Consider the following 12855-nt stretch of genomic DNA (forward strand, 5'->3'; position numbering starts at 1 on the left):
CGTGCCGCAACACTGCGGCTACTCTCTCCTGAGACAACCGCAGCAACGACACGCTCGCGAAGGTCGTTTGAAAGGGCTCGTGTCATCCGATGCTGGCCTCCTTCCTTCCAGCCAACATCTTGAATCAAGAGGTTTCTGAGAGGTCGGGGGCGCGAACGCAAACGGTAGGGCGGTGCGTGGGTCGCGACCTCTTTGAAGCCTGATTGAACAGAACCGCGGGAGGGCGATCTGGCTATGGGGATTTAGGACTTTGCGGTGTGTCCGAGACGCGGGAACTGGACTGACCGGTAGGGCTGGAGGGTCCGCCGGAGTGGCGTTGCGGGATCGTCTGAGACGCTGAACACAGCACCGTTGGGCCGTCGCAGCTCGGGCTTGGCGTTGCTGTCGATGACTGGCGCACGGTGTTGGCTGGTGGCACGCGGATACCCGGCGGCGACTGGGGTGGACGCCGGGATGGACTGTGAGAGGCTGGCGATGCGCGGCGGGTCATGAGGTGTCTGGCCAGGCTTGGGCCCTGCGCGGCAACGGGCCGAACGGGACCATGGCGCCACCACAACCCGGACAGATATCGAGGGAGCGGCCTGTGAGGCAGCGGTAGCGTTCGCGATAGTTAGCCGTCGGCGCAGGCGGCGGCGCAGGTGCCGCCAGCAGAAGACGACATTGGGCGAGCTTGGCGGCACGGCAGCCGTTGGCGAAGAGACCGTAGTGACGGATGCGATGGAATCCGTCGGGAAGGGCGTGCAGCAGGAAGCGCCGGATGAACTCATCGGCGCGTAAAGTCATGAGCTTGGACTTGTCGTGGTGGCGATAGTCCTTCCAGCGAAAGCTGACCTTTCCCTGCTCAAGGCTGACGAGGCGGCTGTTGGCGATTGCAACTCGATGGGTGTAGCGGCCAAGATAGGCGAGGACTTGTGCAGGCCCGCCGAAGGGCGGCTTGGCGTAGACGACCCACTCGATCCGCCGCAGCCCGGCCAGGTGAGCGGAGAAAACGACAGGGTCGGCCAGATCAGCGAGATCGCTGAAGAAGTGGAGCTGGCCGGCCTCGAAGGCCTCCCGCAGGTGCTCCAGGAACAGTCGCCTGAACAGGCGCGACAGGACCCGCACGGGCAGGAAGAATCCGGGTCGGCAAGCGACCCAGTGCTGGCCGTCCCGTGACAGGCCGCCACCTGGCACGACGCAGTGGACATGCGGATGATGGCGCAGATTCTGGCCCCAGGTGTGCAGCACACTGACCACGCCGATCTCAGCGCCCAGATGTTTGGGATCGGCGGCAGCCACCCTCAAGGCTTCGGACGCGGCCTTGAACAAGATGGCATAGACCGCCGCCTTGTTATGGAAAGCGATCTCGGCGACCTGCGCCGGCACGGTGAAGACCACGTGGAAGTATGGGACCGGCAGCAGCTCGGCCTGACGCTCGGCCAGCCACTGGGCGCGAGCCAGTCCCTGACACTTGGGACAATGGCGGTTGCGGCAGGAATTATAGGCTTGGCGCACAAGGCCGCAGTCGGCGCAGTGTTCGACGTGACCGCCCAGGGCTGCAGTCCGGCACGCCTCAACCGCCGCCATGATCCGGCGCTCGACGCGCCCAAGACGGCCGTCGTGTTCGCGGCGATAGTCGGCCCCGTGGTGGTGGAATACATCCGCCACTTCCAGATCCGGACGCACGGCGCACGGCTCAGCCAGGCGTGCCGGACGGCATGACCTCGATACGTAGCTGGTCAAGAGGACTGGCGGTCCGGCCGATCACAGCCGTGGATACCTGGGCGTAAAGCGTCGTCGTCGCCAGGCTGCTATGGCCGAGCAGCACTTGAATGATGCGGATGTCCGTGCCTGCTTCCAGCAGATGGGTTGCGAAGCTGTGACGCAGGGTGTGCACCGTCACCCGCTTCTCAATGTCCAGGAACTCGCACGCCACTCGACAGGCTACATTCAATGTCTGTGCGTCCATCGGACCGCCGCCGTCGCGCCGGGGAAACAGCCACCGCCCTGGCTTGGTCAGCCGCCAATAGGTTCGCAAGATCCCCAGCAACTGCGGCGACAACATCACATAGCGATCCTTGTCGCCCTTGCCATGCTCGATCCGAATGACCATCCGGCCACTATCGATATCGGACACCTTCAGGCGCGCCGTTTCCGAGGCGCGTAAACCGGCAGCGTACGTGGTGGTCAGAGCGACCCGGTTCTTCGTTCCCTTTACGGCTTGAAGAAAACCAACCACTTCATCGGCGCTCAGCACGACCGGTAACTTGCGTGGCGTCCTGGCGTATGGGATCCGCTCAGGCAGATCGGATCGACCCAGCGTCACCCCGTAGAAAAAACGCAGGGCACACACCGTCTGGTTCAACGCGCCCCAAGAGACCCTTCGACCCACCAAGTGCGCCTGATAAGCGCGCACCTCTTCGTATCCCAGCCGATCGGGCGATCGTCCAAAAAAGCGGCTGAACTTCTCGACGTGATGCACGTAGGATCGTTGCGTCGCCGGTGACAAATTGCGGATCGTCAGATCTTCGATCATCCGCTGACGTAGAGGGCTCATCTGGGCCATCTGGGGTTCTCCTGTCTGAGAGTTGGCTTTGACAACCACATCTTCTCAGGCAGGGGCTTCCTCACGCCAGCCCAGTGTGCGCACTACCGCGTCAGCGGTTTAGTTCAATCACATATTCGACAGATTGGGAATCCCTCTCCGATTCAGTCAATCAATGAACCGCTCTGTTGTCACCAGATGCAGGCTTGAAGCCTGCAAGAATCGGTCAGGATACGGACACAAGCCGGGCCGCCAGGCGCACACCTGAATGGGCGTCGAACAGAAAGCCTCGATCGAGCGGAAAGTGCACGGCAACGGCCTTGTCGAAGTCGATGTCGTAATCCCTCGGCATTTTGACCGACAGGCTCTCCTTGCCCACCACGAGCGTGACCAACGTCACGTCGCCGGTAGGCTCAGCGGCGTAGACCGTAGCATCGAACAGACCAGCGCCGGGCTTGACGATGTCGGCGTCTTCCGCGCGGAAGCCCATGACCACATCCTTGGCCATGGTTCCCTTATCTGCTGCCACCGGCAGGCTCACACCGTGGCTCTCGAAGCGATTGTTCTCGATCCGCCCGCGCAGGAAATTCATCGGCGGCGAGCCCATGAAGCCGGCGACGAACAGGTTCGCCGGGCGATCATAGACCTCGCGGGGGGTGCCGATCTGCTGCAGCACACCGCGGTCCATGATCGCAACGCGATGCGCAAGGGTCATGGCCTCGACCTGATCGTGGGTGACGTAGACGGTGGTCACCCCGAGCTGGTGCTGCATGCGCTTGAGCTCGGCGCGCATGAAGCCGCGGAGCTTCGCATCGAGGTTGGAAAGCGGCTCGTCCATCAGGAAGGCCGAGGGCCGCCGCACGATGGCCCTTGCCAGGGCCACGCGCTGACGCTGGCCGCCCGACAGCTGGCGCGGGTATCGGTCGAGGAGATCCTCCATATGGACCTGCGCAGCAGCGTCGCGGACAGCGAGCTCCCGCTCCTGCTTCGACACACCACGGACCTTCAGCGGAAAATCGATGTTCTCGGCGACGGTCTTGTGCGGATAGAGGGCATAGGACTGGAACACCATCGCCACGTCGCGGTACTTCGGCAGTATGTTGGTGACGTCGGTATCGCCGAGCACCACCTGCCCCGAATCGGCGGTTTCCAGGCCGGCTATGATCCGAAGCCCGGTGGTCTTGCCGCAACCGAGGGCCCGAGCAGCACCAGAAACTCACCCGGCCCAACGTCGATACTGAGATCCTTGACGACGTGAACCGCACCGAACGATTTGTTCAGGCTGCGCAGCGACAGCCGCTGCGCTCGATGACCGGTGTCGATGCCCCTCGCTTCCACGTTCATCCCTTCACCGCCCCCAACAGTATCCCCTTGGAAATGAAGCGCTGAAGCACGAGCGCCATCAGTACGACCGGAATGATCATGACGATGATGACCACCGCCATGCTCCACCACAGGATGCCGCGCTCGCCCGCATTCATGGCGGCGACCAGGATAGGCATGGTCTGCGCATTGGACGTCGAAAGGAACAGCGACAGCAGATACTCGTTCCAGCACAGGATCAGCACCAGCAGCGTCGTCGCCGCGAGACCGGGCTTCGCCAAGGGCAGGATGATCTCGACGAAGGTGGTAAATCGGGTGGCGCCGTCGAGCTGCGCGCTCTCGTCGAGGTCGGTCGGAATGGTGACGAAGAAGTCATACATCAGCCAAACGACGATCGGCAGGTTGACTACCGTGTAGGCGAGGATCTGCGCGATGTGGGTGTCGAGCAGCCGAACGCTCTGAAACATCATGTAGATCGGAATGACGGCGACGATCGGCGGCAGAATGCGCTGCGAGATCATCCAGAACAGGATATCTCCATTCCCCAGCGTGGCCTTGAAATGGCGACCAACAGCGCGGGCGAGAACGAAGAAGACCGCGAGCGCGACGGCAAGCGACAGGCGCCAATCGACCCCCCAACGGCCGACCACCCCCGCCATCGCGACCAAGCAGAGAACGAAGAGAACGATCGTCGCGAATTTGGGCTTGTACTGAATGCGCCCCAAGGCATAGGCGGCCATCGAGCCGATGGTGACGCAAAGGGCTGTGGCGAGAAGCGCAATGATGATCGAGTTGATGTAGGCCCTCAGCGTGTCCTCGTAGTCGAAGACAAACAACTCGCGCCATGCATGCAGGCTCGGCGTGAAGTCGATCCAGGGCAGGTAGACTGGGCCGGCGTTGACGTCGGCTGGCAACTTGAACGACGTGATCAGGAGCCAATAGAGCGGAAACAGGACGAACACCGCCCAAAGGATCAGGAGGCCGTAGACGATGACGGCCGTGGCCGGCGCCATCTCCTTGATCGACTTCGGCTCGAACCACCGCCTGAGCAGGGATCTCTGGGGTGACATCCGGATGTCTTGCGTGATCATGCCGGCCTCAATCGCTTGAGGACGAGGAGATTGAAGAAGGAGACGCACAACACCACCGTCACGAACAGAAGTAGGTAGGCGATCGCCGCAGAATCCCCGAGGTTCAGCGCCCGCCATGCAAAGAATGAATGAAGCGTCATTGACTCGGTCGCGATGCCGGGGCCTCCGGACGTCATGATGTTGGGGAGGTCGACCAGCTTGAAGGCCTCGATGACCCTGATCAGCATCACCGTGGCGGCAACCGGCGCAATTTGCGGCCAGGTTATTTCCTTGAACAGCTGCCATCCGCTGGCACCGTCGACCTGGCCGGCCTCCACCTGATCACGGGAAACATTCTCAAGCGCCGCAAGCAGGATGACGAAGATGAACGGGATCCACTGCCAGGAATCGCCGATCACGATGAACAAGCGGGCAGTCCAGGCATGGTTAGCCCAGCCGAAGTCACCGAGGCCGATCCACTGCCAAACCGGCGAGAACGGACCCTTGGTCGTGTCCGCCAGCATGCGGAAGCTGTAGCCGATGCCGATCGGCGTTATCATCGAGGGGATGAAGAAGACGACGCGGAAGAAGGTCCGGCCCTTAATCGGCTGGGCGCAAAGAACGGCGAGGCCAAGGCCGATCAGGAACTGGATGGTGCACCCGACGAGCACGTAGAAGATGGTCACGCCGAGCGTGCCGAACGGATTGCCGCTGAACAGCGTCGCGGAAAAGAGAAGCGCCAGTCCGAATCCCACGCTGGCGGTGATCAGCCGGCCAATAAAGCCGAGGATCGCGAAGCCTCGCTTGGCATAGCGGTAGAGCCACCAGATGAGGCCGGCCGCGCTCGCGATCGTGACGATCCAGCCAAGCAGGCTGATGCTGGTGAAGGTCCCGAGGAAATGGAACTGCTCGGTGCCGAAGAACTGCTTCCGGAAGTTCCTCAGGCCGACGAACTGGACCTGATAGGAACCGGCTCTGAGGCGGATGTTGGAGAAGGCGAGCACCAGCGACGCTATCGTCGGGAATACCGAGAAGATGAGAATCATGATCACGGCGGGGGCGATGAAAAGCTGGCGCGACTGGCGGTCGAGCCACTCGTTCAGCCTCGCCCTCGTCGTGACGGAAGTATTAAGGCCGGCCGGGGCGACACGCCCCAGCTGACGAGTTGTCGTTGGTCCAGTACCGGAGGTCACTGACTCTCAACCCATAGTATGTGATGCCGAGCGAGGACTTGTACAGGTTCTTCTGCTTGTCCCGGCCCAAACGCTCGGTGATCTCTTCCCAGCCGGTCTCGACGTTCGCCACCGCCTCTTCAGCAGTGATCTCGCCGGCAAGGAAGCGAGCGAGCTCGCGGTCAAGCACGACACCCTGATACTCGGCGGTCCCCGGGATCTTGAGGTCCGAGGCCATGTTCGGGTTATTCAGGCTGTCTTTGATGGCGCCAAGATAGTTCTTGGCTGACTCCTCTGTGAACCCGGCCTTGATCCACGGCTCGAGATTGTCGAGCTGCGAGTTGCGGTACGGGTTGTAACCAGTCCAGCCCATCGTCACGTCGACATTCGATTGGGCGGCCTGGTTCATGTAGGACAGGAAGTCATAGCCGGCCTGTTTCACCTTGTCGTCAGCCTTGGCGTTGATGCCGCCGGTCCAGCCACCGAACGCCGCGAAAGGAGAGTAGTTGATGCCGTCGATCGCATGCGGGCAACGGGTGGCATCGCAGTCGACGAGCTTGCCGGTGGCCCTGTCGAGCACATTCTTGGTGCCCATCATGACTATGGCGCCCATCTTGTTCTTGATCGGCTCGCCGCCCGGGTCGAGAGACAGGGGGCCGATGTCGCCCCAGTCGATGGCCAATGCACAGCGACCAGTCGTGACGAGCGCCCGGGTGTCGCCGATGTCGTGGTTGAGCTCATCGGGTGGTCCGTATTCGCCGTTCTTCTTGTAGACCTTGAAGGCCTCAGCCCAGGCTTCGTTATTGACCAAGGGCTTCATGGTCGCGGGATCGAAGAACATGCCCTCACCGGTGCCCTGAGTCTGAACGTAGGCGGCAGCGATCGACATGAGGGCGAAGTATGACTGCGCGTTCCGCTTCTTGAACATGCAGGAGCCGAAATCCGGCTTGCCGTCGCCATTCAGGTCCTTGCCGTTGGTCGCTGCAGCAACCGCATGATACTCGTCCCAGGTGCGCGGCGGCTTCAAGCCCATCTGGTCCAGAATGTCCTTGCGGTAATAGACCATCTGGAAGTCGCCATCGACGGTGATCAGGTAGGTCTTGCCGCCGACCTTCTGGTTATACTCGCGGAAGAACGGAGCAATGTCGTTGATGTCGATCTTGGTGTCCTTCGCGACATAGTCGGTCAGGTCCTGGAGTAGACCGGCGTCGACATATTCGGGCGCCCAGCTCGAAGCAATACGCCGACGTCGATGGAGTTGGTGGCGGTCGCCCAGTCGGTGAGAAGTTTCTGGAACAGCTCCGCGAACGGGACCTCGGCGACCTCGATCTTCGCCCCGGTCATCTCGGTGAATTCCTTGCCGCGCTCGACAAGATGCTGGGCAATAACCGGTCCGGGCCGGGTCATGATCCTGACCGTGACGCCGTCATACATTTTCTGCGCTGCCGCAGGCCCGCTCGCCGCGACACAGGCCATCGCCATTGCGCCGATAAGGAGTGGGCTCAAAAGTTTTCCAACGTGGTTCATTCGTTACCTCCCTTTGTTGGTTCGCTCGCCCTGATGTCATTGATTCCTACACCAATGCCTTTTCAAGGACATAGATACCGTTGGGCCTGGATATGGTTAGGCTAGCCGTGTCTTTCGCCTGGCGGTTCCCCTCCTGACAGTTGCGGTCTTCGGGCCGTAAGCCTGTCCTTTCGCCGATCCTCCATCAAGGCCAGGTTGGCTCGACTCCTTAAGCCGCATATTCGGTTACTCCCTTTGCAAGGCGGGGCGGCTGCACCAGCTTGCCAAGGATTCCAAACCGGGTCGCGCTGGAAGCAGCGGGTATGTTGTTGGCGAGCTGGTTGACCGTGGCGTAGGCAAGCGTCGCAAACTTAATCGCCTTCCTGAACTGCGCCGGAACGCCAGACTCGTCAGATGTCGTTAGGCGCAGACCCTTCGGCATGTATTCCCGCAGCCTCATCAGGTAATGATTCCGGGTGCCTCCGCCGCTGGCCATGATCACCGATATTTCGCTCAGCATTTTGACGTTGTCGGTGATCGAACGCGTGATTGCGTACGCGGCAAACTCGGTCAAAGTCTCCAGCAAATCCTCTGTCGAAAGATGACTGAACTCCTCCATCTGGCGGTCGAGATAGGAGGAGCCGAAGTCGAGACGCCAGGCGCTCCGCGGGATCGGTCGCTTGAAGAAGTCGTGCTCTTTCAATCTCGCCATCAGCATGTCGGCGACCTTGCCCTTGGAGGCGACTTCGCCGTCCTTGTCATAGGGCCTGCCCAGAGATTGTAGAACAACTTCGCAGGTAGTGTGAGCAAATTTGTGAATATCTGTTGGGTTACGCAGGTTGCGTCGGTGCGACGCTCGATGAATTGCTGGAAACGAGCGTACGCAAGGCCAAGCAATATGTCTTCGACAGGCTTTTATGGCAACTGGGACTACACCATCGAGCCCAACCTCGCGGTGTAGTTATTGTCGGATGACGCCTTAGCGTTGCCTCCATCGCAAGCACTCATCCTTCCGGCTTGGCGGGGCTCGGCTAGGATGTTGAAAAACGCAAGAGAGGGGGGCCGCTCTGTTCCGGTGTCCGGCCGGGGCAAAGTCAAACAGTCAAATCCTCTGCAAGGCCTAAACGTCATAGTAGAGAACAAACTCGTATGGATGCGGGCGCATGCGTATCTCCGTGATCTCGTGCGAGCGCTTGTAGTGCACATAGGTCTCGACGACGTCCGTCGTGAACACGTCTCCCGCAAGCAGGAACTTGCAGTCCGCCTGCAGCGCATCGAGAGCCTCGCCGAGCGAGGCCGGTGTCGACGGGATTGCGGCGCGTTCTATCGGCGGCAGATCGTAGAGGTTCTTGTCGATCGGATCTCCCGGATCGATGCGGCTGCGGATGCCGTCGAGGCCGGCCATGAGCATGGCGGCGAAGGCCAGATACGGATTGCAGGAGGGATCCGGGCAGCGGAACTCCACCCGCTTGCTCCTGGGGTTGAGCGAGTACATCGGGATCCGGCACGCCGCAGAGCGGTTGCGCTGCGAATAGCCGAGATTGACCGGCGCTTCGAAACCCGGCACGAGCCGCCGGTATGAATTGACGGTCGGAGCGCAGATGGCGAGCAGTGCCGGCGCGTGCTTGAGCAGTCCGCCGATATAGTAGCGCATCACTTCGCTGGAGCCGGCATAGCCGTCGCCGGCAAAGATCGGGCGATCTTCCTGCCAGATGCTCTGATGGACGTGCATGCCCGAGCCGTTGTCTCCAAACAGGGGTTTCGGCATGAAGGTTGCGGTCATGCCGCGGCTGCGCGCGACATTCTTCACGACGTATTTATAGATCATCACGCTGTCGGCCATGCGCGTCAGCGTCGCAAAGCGCATATCGATCTCGCCCTGGCCGCCGGTCGCGACCTCGTGGTGGTGTGCCTCGACCTCAATGCCGATTCGCTCGAGGAGCGTCACCATTCGGGTGCGGGCGTCCTGAAGGGTGTCGGCAGGCGGGACGGGGAAATAGCCCTCTTTCGGGCGCAGCTTGTGCCCGAGGCCAGTTCCGCTCCTCGCATTCCAGTTCGCCTCGACGGCGTCGATCTCGTAGTAGCCGTAGTTGGTGCCCTGATCATAATGGACCTCGTTGAAGACGAAGTGCTCGAGTTCCGGGCCGAAATAGGCCGTATCGCCGATACCGGTCGCCTTGAGATAGGTTTCGGCCTTCTGTGCGATAAAGCGCGGGTCCCGGCTATAGGGTTGGGCGCTGACTGGGTCGAGAATATTGCAGATCAGGACGAGCGTCTGCGCCTCCGTGAACGGGTCCAGGAAAGCGGTGGTTGGATTCGGCACGACAAGCATGTCGCTTTCCTGTATTTCCTGGAAGCCCCGGATGGACGAGCCGTCGAAGCCGATGCCATCGGTGAAGCTGTCCGCTCTGATGGCGCCCGGCGGCACGGAAAAATGCTGCCACAGACCGGGAAGGTCTGCGAACCGCAGATCGATCATCGCGATCTCGCCGTCCTTTATCGTCCGGAGAACGTCATCCGGGCCGGTATAGCCATTGTAAGACATCGCCGCCTCCCTTCCTCATATCGATCCGTCGAACCGAGGCCGGACCTCGACTGCGCCGCCGGCCCTTCTTCCGCCGATCGGCTGCGGTATCACTCGATCAGTTGCCCTTGGGCGCCGGGCCTCGGTCGCGAGCGCTGAAATTCCCATGAAGCGCCTCCCGCGTGAGCCGCGCGAACTGTGCCTGGCTCATATGGACGAGGGTGGCGTGATCGCCACCCTCGAAGTAAACCTCCGGTTGGTCGAAGACGCTGTCCTCGATGACGACGTCCAGCCCGTAGCACTCGCCGATCGGGGGAACAGCGCCGTGTGCGCAATCCCGGATCAGCTGATCGAGCTCATGCCCCGTAGCGAGCGTCAGTTCCTCCCCGAGTGCCGCTTTGAGTTTCCTGAGCCGCACATGGCGAGAGGCCGGTAGAATGGCCAGAAGATAGCCGTCGCGTCTGCGCAGCACGACGCCTTTGGCCAGGCAGCGGGCCGCGATGTGGCAGGCGCGCGCGGTAGACATCGATGATCTAGTCGGCCTGTGCTCGACCAGATCGTACTCGACGCCCTTGCGATCGAGATATGCCTGGAGTGTCAAGGCAATGGTCACAATCCCACCTTTGAGGCCCCATGCTGGCGCCTCACAATGCTCAGCCGTCTTATATAACACATCGTGGGCTCTCGCGTTCCAACTGTTCAATTTGCGGACGCCTTCGAGAACGGCTGCGATAACTTCGATGCCCTCGACGATATCCGTCGAGAAGAGCCGAGGCACCGATAAAGGCGACGGCAACCGAAGCGGCCCTCGCTGCCGCCGAGGCGGCAAGGCGAGGAACGCAGCACCCGCTGATACATCCACCCGCCGAGCCTGTCGCCCGAGGAGATCGCGGCCGGATACCTGCGCCATATCCCCATCGGGTCGAAGATCACGGGGTCGCGACGGAAATCGTCGGTGAACGACAAGGCTGCAATCGCGGCGTGATGCGACACGAGCCAGCGAATCTGCTAGGCTTAGACGCCGATGCGGTTCGAATGGGAGCGCACGAATGCGCCGACCGCTAGGCCCGACTCGAATACAGTTAGCATGTGCGAGCCGAATCTGGACAACTTGGCTGTCGATATCAAGCGGCCGACCAGAACCACTGCGAGGGGCAATGAACTACTACGGCACTGAGAAACAGCAACGTCTCCAGCGGCAATGTGACGAGGCGCAGGCGATGATTGCGGCCACGCCCGGCCTCGTGCAGGCGGGAAGGTTCTTCTCCGTCGATGATTTCGACCGCATCGACTGGGTTTTCGTCGAAGACCGCCTCGCCCGCGACGGTGTGTTCGGCTTTCGCATGATGCCAACCACTCGGATCGAGGAAATCCGCGAGAAGCTGGGACCGTCCTACCGACTCGATCTGTGGAGCGTCTTCAGCGCTGATCGAGACACGGCAATCGCCGCCTGCACGTCAATTTTGGAAGCTGATCTGCCCGATGGCCTGACACGCGTCGACATGATCGACGATCCCGAGGACGAGGCGATCAGGCTTATTCAATTCTGCATGGCTGAAAATGGCATCGCGCCGTTCTCCGGCGCGATGCTGCTCGGCAAGGTCGTGCCCGCAGTCACGGTCGCCTTCGCCGACACCGATGGCCGTATCGTCGCGACGGCACATGCGAACATGGCCTTCAATGCCCACAGTAAGTATCAAGGCACCGCTTGGGTCGGGCTGATCACGGTCGCGGCGCAGCAGCGTAGATGTGGGCTCGGCCGCTCTATCAATGCGCTGGCGATCATGGCGGCGTTCGAAGGTCTGGGCGCAAACGCTATCGTCGAGTTCGTGCACTCCGACAACACGGCTTCGCGCCGTATGATCGAATCGTGCGGCCTGCGCTTCGACCCGGCACTTGTCTGCGGCCTGGCGGTGCCGGTAGTTGACGCGCGCTTTACAACGTAGCCAACGGCTCGCGGCTAGGGTTCCTCGCCTGTGGACGACAAAGGCGAGATCGCGGCGTGACGCGACACAAGCCAGCGGATCTGCGCAGTTTCCTCGGCAGCGGCATCTCTACGCGCTCGCGCCTACAGTAGCCAGGGAGATAAGGTTGTCGCCCGCTTCAAGGCGGATCGTGACCAACAGTATCGCGAATTTCTTGGACGCTGTGCCGATTTCGAAACCGAGATCGCCAAGGAAATCCAGATCAACAAATTCACCTAGGCCGAGCTCGAAGAGGATGATACTGACCTGAAGAAGCTACAGGGCTGGCTTGAAAAGATCAGGAAACTCGACTTCTACGGTGCAACACTGGCTGAGGAAGCAGCAGAACGATTGCAAGGTTGCGAGGCGTTGCTAAACAGCTACGCCCAACGTGTTTTCGACGCCCATGACGAGAACCGATAAGAATGGGCGACACTGACAATGGGATACACGCTGACTGCTGGCACACCAAAGCGCCGCGCAAGCTGGCGTGATATTCCGACCGGCTCCACGGCAGGAATCAGAGTGCAGTTTCATCCGCTACGGAGGAAACGGTTGGATGACGCCCGGTCTTTCGACCAATATCTTACGGCAAAGTCGATGCGAGCTGAATACAATCAGTAACCGGTCATTTCGAGGTATCCGCGCCCTGTATGGGAGCCTTTGAAGCTTATTGGACCTTCCCAATAGGGCGTCCGCGTCGCCATCCACGCCTCGCGGTTGAGCGCGGTCGCGGTAATATTGAGATTGCGAGATGGCAATTCGATGCGCC

General features: G+C 61.0%; 13 protein-coding genes and 1 pseudogene. 2 read left to right on the forward strand and 12 right to left on the reverse strand.

Annotation, left to right across the window (positions count from 1 at the left end; translation table 11 throughout):
* Window positions 1-486: 486 nt before the first annotated feature.
* From AAAC48_RS22550 to AAAC48_RS22600, 11 genes are all read right to left on the reverse strand, one after another.
* Window positions 487-1665: an IS91 family transposase gene (locus AAAC48_RS22550; protein ID WP_340656335.1), complete on the reverse strand. Its 1179-nt coding sequence runs from the start codon at window positions 1663-1665 to the stop codon at window positions 487-489.
* Window positions 1666-1675: 10 nt separating this feature from the next.
* Entirely contained in the window at window positions 1676-2545 is an 870-nt protein-coding gene (locus AAAC48_RS22555) for a site-specific integrase (RefSeq protein WP_340656336.1), read from the reverse strand.
* Between the two features lie 205 nt (window positions 2546-2750).
* Complete coding sequence (locus AAAC48_RS22560) at window positions 2751-3689, reverse strand: ABC transporter ATP-binding protein (RefSeq protein WP_340656344.1); 939 nt, start codon at window positions 3687-3689, stop codon at window positions 2751-2753.
* Entirely contained in the window at window positions 3683-3868 is a 186-nt protein-coding gene (locus AAAC48_RS22565; protein WP_340656337.1) for a hypothetical protein, read from the reverse strand. Before AAAC48_RS22565 ends, AAAC48_RS22560 begins: the two co-directional genes overlap by 7 nt.
* Entirely contained in the window at window positions 3865-4938 is a 1074-nt protein-coding gene (locus AAAC48_RS22570) for a carbohydrate ABC transporter permease (RefSeq protein ID WP_340656338.1), read from the reverse strand. The genes AAAC48_RS22565 and AAAC48_RS22570 overlap by 4 nt, the downstream gene beginning before the upstream one ends.
* Window positions 4935-6110 carry a sugar ABC transporter permease gene (locus tag AAAC48_RS22575; RefSeq protein ID WP_340656339.1) on the reverse strand — a complete coding sequence of 392 codons (1176 nt, stop codon included), beginning with the start codon at window positions 6108-6110 and terminating at the stop codon, window positions 4935-4937. Before AAAC48_RS22575 ends, AAAC48_RS22570 begins: the two co-directional genes overlap by 4 nt.
* Window positions 6046-7365, reverse strand: coding sequence for an extracellular solute-binding protein (locus AAAC48_RS22580; RefSeq protein WP_340656345.1), 1320 nt, complete (start codon window positions 7363-7365; stop codon window positions 6046-6048). The genes AAAC48_RS22575 and AAAC48_RS22580 overlap by 65 nt, the downstream gene beginning before the upstream one ends.
* The gene (locus AAAC48_RS22585) at window positions 7275-7616 is read right to left on the reverse strand and encodes a hypothetical protein (RefSeq protein ID WP_340656340.1); all 342 of its coding nucleotides are present in this window, start codon (window positions 7614-7616) and stop codon (window positions 7275-7277) included. Before AAAC48_RS22585 ends, AAAC48_RS22580 begins: the two co-directional genes overlap by 91 nt.
* 208 nt (window positions 7617-7824) lie before the next feature.
* The gene (locus tag AAAC48_RS22590; protein ID WP_340656346.1) at window positions 7825-8514 is read right to left on the reverse strand and encodes an anhydro-N-acetylmuramic acid kinase; all 690 of its coding nucleotides are present in this window, start codon (window positions 8512-8514) and stop codon (window positions 7825-7827) included.
* A 201-nt stretch (window positions 8515-8715) separates the two neighbouring features.
* Window positions 8716-10140 (reverse strand): type I glutamate--ammonia ligase, encoded by a 1425-nt coding sequence (gene glnA, locus AAAC48_RS22595; protein ID WP_340656341.1) that lies wholly within the window; start codon window positions 10138-10140, stop codon window positions 8716-8718.
* Between the two features lie 97 nt (window positions 10141-10237).
* Entirely contained in the window at window positions 10238-11029 is a 792-nt protein-coding gene (locus AAAC48_RS22600; protein WP_340656342.1) for a YbaK/EbsC family protein, read from the reverse strand.
* Window positions 11030-11276: 247 nt separating this feature from the next.
* Between AAAC48_RS22600 and AAAC48_RS22605 the strand changes: the two genes are divergently transcribed.
* A complete protein-coding gene (locus AAAC48_RS22605; RefSeq protein WP_340656343.1) occupies window positions 11277-12065 on the forward strand; it encodes a GNAT family N-acetyltransferase in 789 nt (262 codons plus the stop codon).
* A gap of 78 nt (window positions 12066-12143) precedes the next feature.
* A pseudogene (locus AAAC48_RS22610) lies at window positions 12144-12506 on the forward strand (Chromate resistance protein ChrB).
* 194 nt (window positions 12507-12700) lie between these two features.
* Here AAAC48_RS22610 and AAAC48_RS22615 read toward each other — a convergent pair.
* The coding region (locus tag AAAC48_RS22615; RefSeq protein WP_340656347.1) for a lipocalin family protein at window positions 12701-12855 on the reverse strand (155 nt) is incomplete at its 5' end.

Source organism: Phyllobacterium sp. (assembly GCF_037994405.1).
GTDB lineage: Bacteria > Pseudomonadota > Alphaproteobacteria > Rhizobiales > Rhizobiaceae > Phyllobacterium.